Raw genomic sequence first — 13,762 nt, 5'->3', positions numbered from 1 at the left:
CGCCCCGGGCGGTTGACGTTCGCATACACAACCCTCATTCTCATACTTAGATGCCATCTACATGAGGAGATGACTGGGAGATGACGACCGTGAGCGCCGCACCGGAGGCGGTCGCACGGCGGCTGCGGGAGGGGATGGCGGGCGGCGTGCTGTCCTTCCCGCTGACGGCCTTCCGCGACGACGGCACCCTCGACCCGGACGGCTTCCGCGCCTACGTGGCCGAGCGGCTCGCCGCCGCGCCCGGCGCGGTGTTCCCCGCCTGCGGCACCGGCGAGTTCTTCTCGCTCGACGAGGACGAGTACCGGCAGGTCGTCACCATCACCGTCGAGGAGGCCGCCGGCCGCGTCCCCGTCGTCGCGGGCACCGGCTACGGCTGGGCCCAGGCCGTCCGGTTCGCGCGCATCGCCGAGGACGCCGGCGCCGACGCACTGCTGGTGCTGCCGCACTACCTGGTCGCCGCCCCGCAGGACGGCCTGGTCGCCCAGCTGGAGCAGATCGCCGCCCGCACCCCGCTGCCCCTGATCGCCTACCAGCGCGGCCAGGTCGCCTTCACCGCCGGCTCGCTCCGGCGCATCGCCGCCCTGCCGAACGTCATCGGCCTCAAGGACGGCCACAGCGACCTCGACCGGCTCCAGCGCCTCACGCTGGCCGCGCCCGAGGACTTCCTGTTCTTCAACGGGGCCTCCACCGCCGAGATCCAGTCCCGCGCCTACGCCACCGTAGGCGTCCCCGCCTACTCCTCCGCCGTCCACGCCTTCGCTCCCGAGATCGCCGGAGCCTTCTTCGCCGCCCTGCGCGACGGCGACCACGGCACCGTCGACAAGCTGCTGCGCGCGTTCTACGTCCCGCTCGTCGAACTGCGCGACCGCGTCCCCGGGTACGCCGTGTCGCTGGTGAAAGCGGCGGCCCGGCTCCGCGGCCACCCCGTGGGCCCCGTCCGTGCCCCGCTCACCGACCCGTCACCGGCCGACCTGGCCGCCCTCACCGCCGTCCTCACCGCCGGACTCGACCTCGTGGGAGCCTCCCTGTGAACCTCACCATCACCGACGTGACGCTCACACCGATCCTGGTCGCGGACCCGCCGCTGCTGAACACCCAGGGCGTGCACCAGCCGTACACCCCCCGGCTGATCGTCGAGGTCGTCACCGCGGACGGGGTCACCGGCGTGGGGGAGACCTACGGCGACGCCAAGTACCTGGAGCTGGCCCGGCCCTTCGCCGAGCGGCTGAAAGGACGCCAGGTCAGCGATCTGAACGGCCTGTTCACGGTCGCCGACCAGGTCGCGGTGGACGCGTCCCGCGTCGAGAACGCCGTAGACGTCGGCGGGCTGCGCGGCGTCCAGACCGCCGACAAGCTGCGGCTGTCCGTCGTCTCCGGCTTCGAGGTCGCCTGCCTCGACGCCCTCGGCAAGGCGCTCGGACTGCCCGTGCACACGCTGCTCGGCGGGAAGGTCCGCGACGCCGTCGAGTACAGCGCGTACCTGTTCTACAAGTGGGCCCACCACCCCGAGGGCGTGCCGGCCGAGAAGGACGACTGGGGCGCCGCCGTCGACCCGGCGGGCGTGGTGGAGCAGGCCCGCCGCTTCACCGAGCGGTACGGCTTCACCTCCTTCAAGCTCAAGGGCGGCGTCTTCCCGCCCGCCGAGGAGATCGCGGCCGTCCGGGCACTCGCCGAAGCCTTCCCGGGACACCCGCTGCGGCTCGACCCGAACGGCGCCTGGTCCGTAGAGACGTCCGTGGAGGTCGCCCGGGAACTCGGGGACGTCCTGGAGTACCTGGAGGACCCGGCCCTCGGCACGCCCGCCATGGCCGAGGTCGCCGCACGGACCGGGGTGCCGCTCGCCACCAACATGTGCGTGACGACCTTCGCCGAGATCAAGGAGGCGTTCACGAAGGGCGCCGTCCAGGTCGTGCTCTCCGACCACCACTACTGGGGCGGGCTGCGCAACACCCAGCAGCTCGCCGCCGTCTGCCGCACCTTCGGCGTCGGCGTGTCGATGCACTCCAACACCCACCTGGGCATCTCGCTCGCCGCGATGACCCACGTGGCCGCCACCGTCCCGGACCTCCACCACGCCTGCGACTCCCACTACCCCTGGCAGTCCGAGGACGTCCTCACCGAGCGGCTCGCGTTCGAGGGCGGCCGGGTCACCGTGTCCGACGCCCCCGGCCTCGGCGTGGAACTCGACCGCGAGCGCCTGGCGGTGCTGCACCAGCGGTGGCTGGACGACGACGGCGCCCTGCGGGACCGCGACGACGCGGCGGCGATGCGGATCGCCGACCCCTCGTGGGTGACACCCGCGATGCCCCGCTGGTAGCGCCCGCTCATGCCCGCGGCGGGGGCGCGCGAGGGCCAGGCGCGAGCTGACGGGACAGGTGGGTCCGGCGTGATCGGCGTCACGTCGTCGGTGATGTGGTGCAGACTGGCCTGATCCGCACCACGTCAGGGAGCGCATCGTGACCGCGTCCACCGCCCCGGCCGGAAAGGGCCTCACCGGAAAGGGATCGCCCCGCCAGAGCCAGGTCGATCCCCTCGCCCCGCTGCGCACACCGGACGACCCGCCCTGGGACGTCTACCTCACCGGGACCGTCTTCCTGGACATCATCTTCACCGGCCTCGACTCCGCCCCGGTGCGCGGGACGGAGTCCTGGGCGCGCGGGATGGGGTCGAGTCCCGGCGGCGTCGCCAACATGGCGACCGCGCTGGCCCGCCTCGGCCTGCGCACCTCCCTCGCCGCGGCCTTCGGCGACGACCACTACGGCGACTACTGCTGGGACGCCCTGGAGCACGGCGAGGGCATCGACCTCTCCCCGTCGCGCACGGTCCCCGGCTGGCACTCCCCGGTGACGGTCTCCATGGCCTACGAGGGGGAGCGCACGATGGTCTCGCACGGCCACGAGCCGCCCCCCGAGGAACCGGCCCCCGAGTGCCCGCCCCGCGCCCGTGCCGCCGTCGCCTCCCTCGCGCCCGGCGTGAGCGCGCCCTGGATCGCCCAGGCCGCCGGCAAGGGCACCCGGGTGTTCGGTGACGTCGGCTGGGACGACACCGGGGCGTGGGATCTGGCGGGGCTGCCCGACCTGCGGCACTGCGAGGCGTTCCTGCCGAACGCGGAGGAGGCCATGCGCTACACCGGCGCGGACTGCCCCCGGGCCGCCGCGCACGCCCTGACCGAGTACGTGCCGCTCGCGGTGGTCACCCTCGGGGCGGACGGGGCGTACGCGGTGGACCGTCGTACGGGGGAGACGGCGGAGGTGCCGGCCATCGCGGTCGAGGCGCTCGATCCGACCGGGGCCGGTGACGTGTTCGTCGCCGGGTTCGTGACCGGGACCCTGGCGGACTGGCCGCTGGCGGACCGGCTGGCCTTCGCCGGGCTGACCGCGGCGCTGTCGGTGCAGGAGTTCGGCGGCTCGCTGTCGGCGCCCGGCTGGTCGGAGATCGCCGCGTGGTGGCGGAAGGTGCAGTCGGTCGAGGGCCAGTCGGCGGTGGCCCTGGAGAGGTACGGCTTCCTGGCCGACCTGGTGTCGGAGGAACTGGTCAGGCCCTGGCCGCTGCGGCGCGCCGTCCCCACGATCGGTTTCCGCCGCTCGGCGTGAGGCGCCCGGACGGAACCCCGACTCCAAAACCCCTACGGCCTTGTCACTCCCCCGTCGTACCCTGGGAATCGCGAGGCCGCCCTCAGCTGCGCGGCCGTGACGAGGAGGAACCGCAGGCCTTCAGCGCCGGCCCATGACTCAATCATCGACAGCTCACACCCCCGCGCAGGAGCAGGCGAGAGCACAGCTCACCGTCCCCGCCCAGCACCCCATGGTCACCGTCCTGGGGTCCGGCGACTCCCTCCTGCGCGTGATCGAGAAGGCCTTCCCGGCGGCCGACATCCACGTCCGGGGCAATGAGATCAGCGCGGTCGGCGACCAGAAGGACGTCGCCCTCATTTCGCGCGTGTTCGACGAGATGATGCTGGTGCTCCGCACCGGGCAGCCGATGACGGAGGACGCAGTGGAACGCTCGATCGCCATGCTGAAGGCGAGCGACAACGGCGAGAGCGACGACCAGGAGACCCCGGCCGAGGTGCTCACGCAGAACATCCTGTCCTCGCGCGGCCGCACGATCCGTCCCAAGACGCTCAACCAGAAGCGCTACGTCGACGCGATCGACAAGCACACGATCGTCTTCGGTATCGGCCCGGCGGGCACCGGCAAGACGTACCTGGCGATGGCCAAGGCCGTGCAGGCCCTTCAGTCCAAGCAGGTCAACCGCATCATCCTGACCCGTCCCGCGGTCGAGGCCGGAGAGCGGCTCGGCTTCCTCCCGGGCACGCTCTACGAGAAGATCGACCCCTACCTGCGCCCGCTGTACGACGCGCTGCACGACATGCTCGACCCGGACTCGATCCCCCGGCTGATGGCGGCGGGCACCATCGAGGTCGCGCCGCTCGCCTACATGCGAGGCCGCACGCTCAACGACGCCTTCATCATCCTGGACGAGGCCCAGAACACGAGCCCCGAGCAGATGAAGATGTTCCTCACCCGCCTCGGCTTCGACTCGAAGATCGTGATCACGGGTGACGTCACCCAGGTCGACCTGCCGGACGGGACGAAGAGCGGGCTGCGGCAGGTGCAGGACATCCTGGACGGCCTGGAGGACGTGCACTTCTCCCGGCTCTCGTCCCAGGACGTCGTCCGCCACAAGCTGGTGGGCCGTATCGTCGACGCGTACGAGAAGTACGACACCACGCACGGCACCCAGAACGGCGCGCACAAGAGCCGCGGCAAGTCCGGGCACAAGGGGAAGTAGACACACACAGCACCATGTCGATCGACGTCAACAACGAGTCCGGCACCGAGGTCGACGAGCAGGCGATCCTCGACATCGCCCGCTACGCGCTCGCTCGGATGCGCATCCACCCGCTGTCCGAGCTCTCGGTGATCGTCGTGGACGCCGACGCCATGGAGCAGCTCCACATCCAGTGGATGGACCTCCCGGGTCCGACGGACGTCATGTCCTTCCCGATGGACGAGCTGCGCCCGCCCTCCAAGGACGACGACGAGCCGCCGCAGGGGCTGCTCGGCGACATCGTGCTGTGCCCCGAGGTCGCGCTGAAGCAGGGCAAGGAAGCGGAGACGCAGCACTCCATGGACGAGGAGCTCCAGCTCCTCACCGTCCATGGCGTGCTGCACCTGCTGGGCTACGACCACGAGGAACCCGACGAGAAGGCCGAGATGTTCGGCCTCCAGGCGGCCATCGTGGACGGCTGGCGCGCGGAGCGGGGCCTGACCGGTCCGTCCCCGGCGCCGACGGTCTCGTAACGCCCGCCGATGAGTCCGCAACTCGCCCTGGGCGCCATCGCCCTGGTCGTCGTGGCCTGGCTCGCCGCCTGCGCGGAGGCGGGCCTCGCGCGCGTCTCCAGCTTCCGCGCCGAGGAGGCCGTGCGCTCCGGCCGCCGAGGCAGCGCCAAGCTCTCCCAGGTCGCCGCCGACCCCACCCGCTACCTGAACGTGGCCCTGCTGGTCCGCGTCGCCTGCGAGATGGCCGCCGCCGCGCTGATCACGTACGGCTGCCTGAAGGAGTTCGACGGCACCACCGAGGCCCTCCTGGTCGCCATCGCGGTCATGGTCCTCGTGTCGTACGTCGCCGTCGGGGTCTCCCCGCGCACCATCGGCCGCCAGCATCCGCTGAGCACGGCGACGGTCTCGGCGTACGTCCTGGTGCCGCTGGCCCGGATCATGGGCCCGATCCCGTCGCTGCTGATCCTCATCGGCAACGCGCTCACCCCCGGCAAGGGCTTCCGGCGCGGCCCCTTCGCCTCCGAGGCGGAGCTGCGCGCCCTGGTCGACCTCGCCGAGAAGGAGTCCCTCATCGAGGACGAGGAGCGCCGCATGGTGCACTCCGTCTTCGAGCTGGGCGACACCCTCGTCCGCGAGGTCATGGTCCCGCGCACGGACCTCGTGGTCATCGAGCGCTTCAAGACCATCCGCCAGGCCCTCACCCTCGCCCTGCGCTCCGGCTTCTCGCGCATACCGGTCACCGGCGAGAGTGAGGACGACATCGTCGGGATCGTGTACCTGAAGGACCTGGTCCGCAAGACGCACATCAGCCGCGAGGCCGAGTCCGAGCAGGTGTCCACGGCCATGCGCCCGGCGTTCTTCGTGCCCGACACCAAGAACGCCGGCGACCTGCTGCGCGAGATGCAGAAGGAACGCAACCACGTCGCGGTCGTCATCGACGAGTACGGCGGCACGGCCGGCATCGTCACCATCGAGGACATCCTCGAAGAGATCGTCGGCGAGATCACCGACGAGTACGACCGTGAACTGCCGCCCGTCGAGGAGCTCGGCGAGGACCGCTTCCGCGTCACGGCCCGCCTCGACATCAGCGACCTGGGTGAGCTGTACGGCCTGGAGGAGTACGACGACGAGGACGTCGAGACGGTCGGCGGCCTGCTGGCCAAGGCGCTGGGCCGCGTGCCCATCGCGGGAGCCTCCTCCGTCGTGGACCTGCCCGACGGCCGGGAGCTGCGCCTGACCGCGGAGGCCGCCGCCGGCCGCCGGAACAAGATCGTGACGGTGCTGGCGGAGCCGGTCGGTCCGGCGGACCCGCCCAAGGAGGAGAAGCCGGAGTGACCCCGCAGGAGTTGCGCGCGTTCTGCCTGTCGTTCAACGCGGCGGTCGAGGACTTCCCGTTCAGCCCGGAGATCTCGGTCTTCAAGGTCCGGGGCAAGCTCTTCGCCCTGTCGTACCTGGACGCGCGCCCCCTGAAGGTGAACCTCAAGTGCGACCCGGAGGAGGCGATCCGGCTGCGCCGCGAGCACGAGGGCCTCGTCGTCCCCGGCTGGCACATGAACAAGCGCCACTGGAACACGGTCACGGTCGACGGCGACCTCCCGGACCGGGTGGTCCGGGAGCTCATCGAGGACTCCTACGACCTGGTCGTGGCGGGCCTGCCCCGAGCGGACCGCCTGCGCCTCGACCGCCCGTGATGCTTCCGTATGCTCGGATCATGACCGACAGCAGCGCGCTCGATCCCGAGGACCGCAAGATCGTCACCCTGGCCCGTTCCGCGCGGGCCCGCAACGGCGTGCCCGAGGGCGCGGCCGTACGGGACGAGACCGGACGCACCTATGTCGCGGGCACGGTGGCCCTCGACTCCCTGAAGCTCAGTGCCCTCCAGACGGCGGTGGCGATGGCGGTCGCCTCGGGTGCCACGTCGCTGGAGGCGGCGGCGGTCGTGACGGAGGCGGAGACCGCGTCCGACGCGGACCGGGCGGCGGTACGGGATCTCGGTGGCGCGGGGACGCCGGTGTTGGTGGCGGGGCCCGACGGAACGGTCCGCACCACCGTCACGGCTGGCTGAACTTCGCTGTAACCGGCGGTAATTAGGCCAGTTTTCAACCTTGCCGCCGTCTGCCTCACACGCATCAATGGAACCGTCAGTTCCGACGGACCGTCAGGTTCGACTCTCGGCGGTGTGCCCGCATCCATGCGCCGAGCGGTCCGCCCCCCACGGAAACGGAGCCGGAATCCCATGAGATGCAAGCGAATCGGAACAGGTGCGGCACTGGCGGCCGGGGCCCTCGCGGTCACCGGGCTCGCCTTCGCCCCCGCGGCCCTCGCCGTCACCCCGCAGACGGCGACGATCAACGCCGACTGCGGAGCCTTCGGCAGCGGCGAGGCCACCCTCACGGCCACGCAGGACGGCACCGCCGCCACCCTCACCGTCAAGTCCTCCGCCATCACCGCGCCCATCGGGCTCGGTGAGGACTCGATCTCGTCCACCCTCACCCTGGTGAAGAGCGGCGGCGGCACCGTCGACTTCACCGGCACGGAGAACCCGGCGATGGCCGCCGGGGCTCCCGTCGAGGTCGGTCCGCTCAGCGGCACCGTGGCCTCCGGCGACAGCCTGGAGGCCTTCGGCGGCTCGCTGAAGATGACCGTCTTCGGCATCACCATCACGTGCACGGCGAGCGGGCCGCAGTCACCGGGCCCGTTCGTGTTCGACTGAGCCACCGCGCACGGGTGCGGGCCGGGTGCCTACAGGGCGTCCGGCCCGCGCTCGCCCGTCCGCACCCGCACGACCGTGTCGACGGGCAGCGCCCACACCTTGCCGTCCCCGATCTTGCCGGTGTGCGCGGCCTTCACGACCGCGTCGATGACGGCGTCGGCGTCCGCCTCCTCCACGACGACCTCGATCCGCACCTTGGGCACCAGGTCGACCTGGTACTCGGCGCCGCGGTACACCTCGGTGTGACCGCGCTGCCGGCCGTAGCCGCTGGCCTCGCTGACGGTCAGGCCGTGCACGCCGAGTTCCTGAAGGGCGTTCTTGACCTCGTCGAGGCGGTACGGCTTGACGATCGCGGTGATGAGCTTCATGCCTGGGGGGTGACCTTCTGGGCGTGGGGGACGACGGAGGAGGAGACCGGGGCGCCGTGGCCCAGGACCCCGTGATCGTAGGCCGTCTCGGCGTGCACCGTAAGGTCCAGGCCCGTCCGCTCCTGCTCCTCGCTCGCGCGCAGGCCCATCGTGACGTCGATCAGCCTGGCGATCCCGTACGTCACACCGAACGCGTACACCGCCACCACGACCACGGCCACCCGCTGCTTGCCGAGCGCGCCGAGCAGCGAGACGGACCCGTCCCAGGGCGTGAGGAGCCCCGCCCCCGCGTTCCCGGACCACGGACCCCGGCCCACAGACCCCGGACACGATCCGTGCGCGCCGGACGCGAAGCGAAAGCGGGAGACCAGGACGCCCACCACCGTTCGGGGCGTCCGGCTGGCGTGAGTCCTGGCGACAGGACTCGCTCCCGCTCGGTCGTAAGGAACGGTTTCGGGAAGCTCTCCGAGGGCGTCCGGTGCGGGGCGGCTTCGAGGATCAGGGACAATGGGCGCCATGAGCGTTCGTACCCCGTCATCCGAAGAGCCGGCCGGAGCTGTGCACAGGGCCGGCTTCGCCTGCTTCGTGGGCCGCCCCAACGCGGGCAAGTCCACCCTCACGAATGCTCTGGTCGGCCAGAAGGTGGCGATCACGGCGAATCAGCCGCAGACGACGCGGCACACCGTGCGGGGCATCGTGCACCGCCCGGACGCCCAGCTGATCCTGGTCGACACCCCGGGCCTGCACAAACCGCGCACGCTGCTGGGCGAGCGGCTCAACGACGTCGTGCGCACGACGTGGGCCGAGGTCGACGTGATCGGCTTCTGTCTTCCGGCGAACGAGAAGCTCGGCCCCGGTGACCGCTTCATCGCGAAGGAACTGGCGTCCATCAAGAAGACGCCCAAGATCGCGATCGTCACCAAGACCGACCTGGTGGACGGCAAGACGCTCGCCGAGCAGCTCATCGCGATCGACCAGCTCGGCAAGGAACTCGGCTTCGAGTGGGCGGAGATCGTCCCGGTGTCGGCGGTCGGCGACAAGCAGGTGGGCCTGCTGGCCGACCTGATCGTCCCGCTCCTGCCCGAGGGTCCCGCCCTGTACCCCGAGGGCGACCTGACGGACGAGCCCGAGCAGGTCATGATCGCGGAGCTGATCCGCGAGGCCGCGCTGGAAGGCGTCCGCGACGAGCTGCCGCACTCCATCGCGGTCGTCGTCGAGGAGATGCTCCCCCGCGAGGACCGCCCCGCCGACAAGCCCCTCCTCGACATCCACGCCTTCGTCTACATCGAGCGCCCCAGCCAGAAGGGCATCATCATCGGCCCCAAGGGCAAGCGCCTGAAAGAGGTCGGCATCAAGTCCCGCAAGCAGATCGAGGCGCTGCTCGGCACCCCGGTCTTCCTCGATCTCCATGTGAAGGTCGCGAAGGACTGGCAGCGCGATCCCCGGCAGCTGCGCAAGCTGGGGTTCTGAGGCCCCGCGGGGCGGTCGCGCCGGCCCCGGCCGCGTCAGGCCCCCCGCACCGCGCTCATGAAGCCGTCCGCAGGCTCGCCCACACCGCGTTGCCGCCCGTGAGGGTCGAGTGGGTGATGCCCCAGGCGTCTGCTATCTCCCGTACGAGCAGCAGGCCGCGCCCGTTCTCGTCGTCGGGGCGGGGGCGGCGGTCGGGGATGCCGCGGCCCGTGAGGTCGCCGTCGTGCACCTCCAGCCGGAAGCGGGCGTCCGTCATCAGCTGGACGCCGCACAGGATCCGCTCGCTGAGCGTGTGCAGCACGGCGTTGGTCACCAGCTCGGACACGAGCAGCACGGCGTTCGCGCACGCCTCTTCGGGCACCTGCCACGCGGCCAGCCGCGCGCGCATGGCATGACGGGCGACTCTGACGCTGGTCCGCTGCGGCGGCAGCTCCAGCCAGTCGGTGCGGTCGGGGCGCACCGCGTCCAGGAACCGGGGAGTGGAGGTCGTGTGGGGGGACACGGCGATCGCCTTCCGTGGGGGTGGGCGAAGTCGAGGAAGGGGCGAGCGGACAACGGACCGGCCGGAGGTGGGGGTTGGGGCTTCCGGAACCCTGGTCACACAAGTAACTATGCTGGGAGAGCAGTTCATGCTGCAACCATCTCCCTGAGGATGTCCCCGGCCTGCGGACCGGGATGGGCATCAAGCCGTAGGCACCTGCGCCCTCAGCAGCTCCCGGTACCAGCGGTACGACGCCTTCGGGGTCCGCTCCAGGCTGCCGAAGTCGACGTGGACCAGGCCGAAGCGGCGTGCGTAGCCCTCCGCCCACTCGAAGTTGTCGAGCAGGGACCACACGAAGTAGCCGCGCACGTCGACGCCCGCCTCCATCGCCCGGTGCAGGGCCCGGACGTGGCCGTCCAGGTAGGCGATGCGGTCCTGGTCGTCGACGCCCGGGTACGAGCAGCCGTTCTCGGTGATGACGACGGGCGGGAGCCGGTCGCCGTAGCGGTCGCGGAAGGTGGTGAGGAGCTCGGTGAGGCCCTCGGGGACGACCGGCCAGCCGAAGTCCGTGACCGGCCGGCCCTCGATCTCCCGCACGGAGAAGGGCAGTTCGGCGGGCATGGTGACCCCGCCGAACTCGATCTCCGCGCCCTGCGGGGCGCCCACCCGGGTCGGGGCGTAGTAGTTGATCCCGTACCAGTCGAGCGGTTCGGAGATCACCTTCAGGTCGGCCTCGACGTCCCCGGGCATCAGCTCGCCGATGCCGTCCGGGTACCGGCCCAGCAGCAGCGGGTCCGCGAACAGCCGGTTCAGCAGCAGGTCGTAGAAGTCCGCCGCCTCCAGGTCCGCCGCCTCGGTCGACGCCGCCCAGGTCGGGCCGTGCGAGTTGGCGACGCCGATGTCCGCGGCGCCCGCGGCGCGCAGCGCCCGGACGGCCAGGCCGTGGGCCAGGAGCTGGTGGTGGGCGACCGGGAGTGCGTCGAACAGCAGCTTCTTGCCCGGCGCGTGCACGCCCAGGGCGTGGCCCAGCAGGGTGTGCTCGGCGGGCTCGTTCAGGGTGATCCACTTCGTCACGCGGTCGCCGAGTCGGCCCGCGACCGTCGACACGTACTCGGCGAAGCGCTCGGCGGTGTCCCGCTCCAGCCAGTCCAGGTCCGCGGGCAGGTCCCAGTGGAACAGTGTGGGCACCGGGCGGACGCCCGCCGCGCACAGGTCGTCCACCAGCCGGTCGTAGAAGTCCAGGCCCTTCTCGGACCGCACCCGCGGCCAGGAGACGGAGAAGCGGTAGGCGTTCACGCCCAGCTCGGCCAGGAGCGCCACGTCCTCGCGGTGCCGGTGGACGTGGTCGCAGGCCACCGCCGCCGTCGAGCCGTCCTTCACCCGTCCCGGCTCGGCCGTGAAGGCGTCCCACACGGACGGTTCGCGCTCGTCCGCGGAGCCCTCGATCTGGTGCGCCGAGGTGGACACGCCCCAGAGGAAGCCGGCCGGGAAGCGGGGGATCGGGTTGCCTGCGTCAGTCGCCATGCGCTGGATCATCCGTACCGGCGGTAACGGAAGTCAACGGCCGGGCGGGAAGGAGCTGTTGCCCGGCCGGTGACGTGGAGCCGTCACGCCCCTTCCTTCAGCACGCGCGAGATCAGCTTCCGCTGCTCGTCCGTCAGCCGGGGATCCGCGCAGTACACCGTCTTCCCGTCCACGGTGAGCTGGTAGCTGAACCCGTCCGGGACCCCGACCGGCGGCGTGCCGCGGCCGGCGGCCAGGGCCTCCTCGGCCAGCGCGTGCCACTCGGAGGCATCGGGCCGGCCCGAGGTGTCCACCTCGGCGTACCGCTCGATGCCCGCGAACCCGCCCGTGCGCCTCACCTGAATCCGCATGGCACCTGTCTAGTACGGAACTACAGGGTCCGCACCCCGACCTGCTCCCAGCCCTTCGCCACGGCGTCCAGCTCCTCCCCGTCGCCGAAGCGCTCCCGGGCGGCCTTGACGGTGAGCGTGGCGAAGTCGACGAACATCGCGTCCTGCCGCAGCTCGCCGCCGGTCAGCACGTCGTACCAGACCTGCCCGGCCCGCTCCCAGGCGTGCCCGCCGAGGGCCGTGGCCGCGAGGTAGAAGGCGTGGTTCGGGATGCCCGAGTTGATGTGGACACCGCCGTTGTCCCGGCCGGTGCGCACGAAGTCGTCCATCGTCGCGGGCTGCGGGTCCTTGCCGAGGACGTCGTCGTCGTACGCCGTGCCCGGCGCCTTCATGGAGCGCAGCGCCGTACCCGTCACCCGCGGGGCGAGCAGGCCCGCGCCGATCAGCCAGTCGGCCTCGGCGGCGGTCTGGCCGAGCGTGTACTGCTTGATCAGGGCGCCGAAGACATCCGACAGGGACTCGTTGAGCGCGCCGGGCTGGCCGAAGTAGGTGAGGTTGGCCGTGTACTGCGTGACGCCGTGTGCGAGTTCGTGGCCGATGACGTCGATCGGGATGGTGAAGTCGAGGAAGATCTCCCCGTCCCCGTCGCCGAAGACCATCTGCTCGCCGTTCCAGAACGCGTTGTTGTAGTCGCGGTCGTAGTGCACCGTCGCGTTCAGCGGAAGGCCGTTGCCGTCGATCGAGTCGCGCCGGAAGGCCTGGAGGAACAGCTCGAAGGTGGCACCGAGACCGGCATAGGCGCGGTTGACGGTGGCGTCCTTGCCGGGCTTGTCGCCCTCGCCACGCACCTTGTGGCCGGGCAGCTCGGTGCCGTGCCGCGCGTCGTGGATCGTGCGCCGCGGCCGGCCGTCGGCGACCGCGGCGACGGCGGTCGCGCCGATGACCGTCGTGAGACGGCGCTGGGTGCGCTCGAAGGCGTCGCGCTGGAGGGTGCGGCGGGCGGGACGGGCGAGTGCGGGGTCCTCGGCCTGGGCGAGCTTGTCGAGGACATGAGGCGGAACGATGGTGCAGAAGACGGGCTCGTGGCCCCCGTGAGTCGTCATGCCCGGCACCCTTGCACTGCGTGACGAAACTGTCACTAGTCGCCACCATGATTGGTGAAATACCAGGACAACCATCCTCACGCTCCGTGGTGAGTGCTATGGCGAAGTGGGATAGCGCACTTTTTGTCCCGTTTGCGTGCCGGGTCCCGCATACTGATACGACCCCACGCGCCGGGGAGAGGCTCGGCTAGCATGCTGCGCATCATGCGTTTCGGGCTGCTTCTCCTTAGCTGCCGCGGCGAGGGCCTGTAGTCGAGGCCGACTCCCTCCCCGCGGAGCTTGGTGCTGCGTCGTCGGCCGTCCTTCCGGACACCCTCTGAGGAGCCCCCGCATCATGGCGAACCGTCAGCAGCCCAGTTCCATGCCGATCCACAAGTACGGCCGCTACGAGCAGGTCGACATCCCGGACCGCACCTGGCCGCAGAACCGTGTCACCACCGCCCCCCGCTGGCTCTCCACCGACCTGCGTGACGGCAACCAGGCCCTGAT

15 protein-coding genes and 2 pseudogenes are annotated in these 13,762 nt (G+C 71.1%); 11 read left to right on the top strand and 6 right to left on the bottom strand.

Translation table 11 applies throughout. From position 1 onward, the window contains the following. Positions 1-80: 80 nt before the first annotated feature. The 9 genes from AB0E85_RS23180 (at position 81) to AB0E85_RS23140 (ending at position 7,998) form a co-directional block, all read left to right on the top strand. Entirely contained in the window at positions 81-1,031 is a 951-nt protein-coding gene (locus AB0E85_RS23180) for a 5-dehydro-4-deoxyglucarate dehydratase (RefSeq protein ID WP_361930243.1), read from the top strand. Then, the gene (locus AB0E85_RS23175; protein ID WP_361930241.1) at positions 1,028-2,317 is read left to right on the top strand and encodes a glucarate dehydratase family protein; all 1,290 of its coding nucleotides are present in this window, start codon (positions 1,028-1,030) and stop codon (positions 2,315-2,317) included. The genes AB0E85_RS23180 and AB0E85_RS23175 overlap by 4 nt, the downstream gene beginning before the upstream one ends. A 139-nt stretch (positions 2,318-2,456) precedes the next feature. Continuing rightward, positions 2,457-3,593, top strand: coding sequence for a PfkB family carbohydrate kinase (locus AB0E85_RS23170; RefSeq protein ID WP_361930238.1), 1,137 nt, complete (start codon positions 2,457-2,459; stop codon positions 3,591-3,593). Between the two features lie 133 nt (positions 3,594-3,726). After that, complete coding sequence (locus AB0E85_RS23165) at positions 3,727-4,794, top strand: PhoH family protein (RefSeq protein WP_361930236.1); 1,068 nt, start codon at positions 3,727-3,729, stop codon at positions 4,792-4,794. Between the two features lie 14 nt (positions 4,795-4,808). Next, a complete protein-coding gene (gene ybeY, locus AB0E85_RS23160; protein WP_033306334.1) occupies positions 4,809-5,306 on the top strand; it encodes an rRNA maturation RNase YbeY in 498 nt (165 codons plus the stop codon). A gap of 9 nt (positions 5,307-5,315) precedes the next feature. After that, entirely contained in the window at positions 5,316-6,620 is a 1,305-nt protein-coding gene (locus AB0E85_RS23155; RefSeq protein ID WP_361930233.1) for a hemolysin family protein, read from the top strand. Then, on the top strand, positions 6,617-6,976 hold the full coding sequence (locus AB0E85_RS23150) for an MmcQ/YjbR family DNA-binding protein (RefSeq protein ID WP_361930230.1): 360 nt from the start codon (positions 6,617-6,619) through the stop codon (positions 6,974-6,976). Before AB0E85_RS23155 ends, AB0E85_RS23150 begins: the two co-directional genes overlap by 4 nt. 20 nt (positions 6,977-6,996) lie before the next feature. Beyond that, the gene (locus tag AB0E85_RS23145; RefSeq protein WP_030836448.1) at positions 6,997-7,350 is read left to right on the top strand and encodes a cytidine deaminase; all 354 of its coding nucleotides are present in this window, start codon (positions 6,997-6,999) and stop codon (positions 7,348-7,350) included. Between the two features lie 171 nt (positions 7,351-7,521). Beyond that, on the top strand, positions 7,522-7,998 hold the full coding sequence (locus AB0E85_RS23140) for a hypothetical protein (protein WP_361930228.1): 477 nt from the start codon (positions 7,522-7,524) through the stop codon (positions 7,996-7,998). A 29-nt stretch (positions 7,999-8,027) separates the two neighbouring features. On the opposite strand, the gene AB0E85_RS23135 is transcribed toward AB0E85_RS23140, so the two are convergent. Both AB0E85_RS23135 and AB0E85_RS23130 read right to left on the bottom strand, forming a co-directional pair. Next, on the bottom strand, positions 8,028-8,366 hold the full coding sequence (locus tag AB0E85_RS23135; protein WP_361930225.1) for a P-II family nitrogen regulator: 339 nt from the start codon (positions 8,364-8,366) through the stop codon (positions 8,028-8,030). Continuing rightward, positions 8,363-8,602: pseudogene (locus tag AB0E85_RS23130) on the bottom strand (ammonia channel protein); the annotation flags it as partial. The gene AB0E85_RS23135 and the pseudogene AB0E85_RS23130, both read right to left, overlap by 4 nt. 27 nt (positions 8,603-8,629) lie before the next feature. On the opposite strand from AB0E85_RS23130, the pseudogene AB0E85_RS23125 reads away from it, so the two are divergent. Beyond that, positions 8,630-8,886, top strand: a pseudogene (locus AB0E85_RS23125) (hypothetical protein); the annotation flags it as partial. After that, on the top strand, positions 8,883-9,836 hold the full coding sequence (gene era, locus AB0E85_RS23120) for a GTPase Era (protein ID WP_361930223.1): 954 nt from the start codon (positions 8,883-8,885) through the stop codon (positions 9,834-9,836). The pseudogene AB0E85_RS23125 and the gene era, both read left to right, overlap by 4 nt. A 55-nt stretch (positions 9,837-9,891) precedes the next feature. On the opposite strand, the gene AB0E85_RS23115 is transcribed toward era, so the two are convergent. The 4 genes from AB0E85_RS23115 to AB0E85_RS23100 all read right to left on the bottom strand — a co-directional run bounded on the left by AB0E85_RS23115 (position 9,892) and on the right by AB0E85_RS23100 (position 13,273). Continuing rightward, positions 9,892-10,338: an ATP-binding protein gene (locus tag AB0E85_RS23115; RefSeq protein ID WP_361930221.1), complete on the bottom strand. Its 447-nt coding sequence runs from the start codon at positions 10,336-10,338 to the stop codon at positions 9,892-9,894. A gap of 180 nt (positions 10,339-10,518) precedes the next feature. Then, positions 10,519-11,841: a GH1 family beta-glucosidase gene (locus tag AB0E85_RS23110; RefSeq protein WP_361930218.1), complete on the bottom strand. Its 1,323-nt coding sequence runs from the start codon at positions 11,839-11,841 to the stop codon at positions 10,519-10,521. Positions 11,842-11,924: 83 nt separating this feature from the next. Beyond that, complete coding sequence (locus AB0E85_RS23105; RefSeq protein ID WP_361930216.1) at positions 11,925-12,191, bottom strand: protealysin inhibitor emfourin; 267 nt, start codon at positions 12,189-12,191, stop codon at positions 11,925-11,927. Between the two features lie 20 nt (positions 12,192-12,211). Further along, entirely contained in the window at positions 12,212-13,273 is a 1,062-nt protein-coding gene (locus AB0E85_RS23100; RefSeq protein ID WP_361930213.1) for a M4 family metallopeptidase, read from the bottom strand. Positions 13,274-13,762: the final 489 nt, after the last annotated feature.

This window comes from Streptomyces sp. NPDC029044 (assembly GCF_040637495.1).
Lineage (GTDB): Bacteria > Actinomycetota > Actinomycetes > Streptomycetales > Streptomycetaceae > Streptomyces.
This window is presented reverse-complemented; position numbering and strand designations above follow the sequence as displayed.

Coding starts and splice junctions, on each gene's coding strand:
- AB0E85_RS23145 (WP_030836448.1), top strand. CDS start 6,997: ATGACCGACAGCAGCGCGCTCGATCCCGAGGACCGCAAGATCGTCACC.
- AB0E85_RS23110 (WP_361930218.1), bottom strand. CDS start 11,841: ATGGCGACTGACGCAGGCAACCCGATCCCCCGCTTCCCGGCCGGCTTC.
- AB0E85_RS23155 (WP_361930233.1), top strand. CDS start 5,316: ATGAGTCCGCAACTCGCCCTGGGCGCCATCGCCCTGGTCGTCGTGGCC.
- AB0E85_RS23165 (WP_361930236.1), top strand. CDS start 3,727: ATGACTCAATCATCGACAGCTCACACCCCCGCGCAGGAGCAGGCGAGA.
- AB0E85_RS23100 (WP_361930213.1), bottom strand. CDS start 13,273: ATGACGACTCACGGGGGCCACGAGCCCGTCTTCTGCACCATCGTTCCG.
- era (WP_361930223.1), top strand. CDS start 8,883: ATGAGCGTTCGTACCCCGTCATCCGAAGAGCCGGCCGGAGCTGTGCAC.
- AB0E85_RS23105 (WP_361930216.1), bottom strand. CDS start 12,191: ATGCGGATTCAGGTGAGGCGCACGGGCGGGTTCGCGGGCATCGAGCGG.
- AB0E85_RS23180 (WP_361930243.1), top strand. CDS start 81: ATGACGACCGTGAGCGCCGCACCGGAGGCGGTCGCACGGCGGCTGCGG.
- AB0E85_RS23140 (WP_361930228.1), top strand. CDS start 7,522: ATGAGATGCAAGCGAATCGGAACAGGTGCGGCACTGGCGGCCGGGGCC.
- AB0E85_RS23135 (WP_361930225.1), bottom strand. CDS start 8,366: ATGAAGCTCATCACCGCGATCGTCAAGCCGTACCGCCTCGACGAGGTC.
- ybeY (WP_033306334.1), top strand. CDS start 4,809: ATGTCGATCGACGTCAACAACGAGTCCGGCACCGAGGTCGACGAGCAG.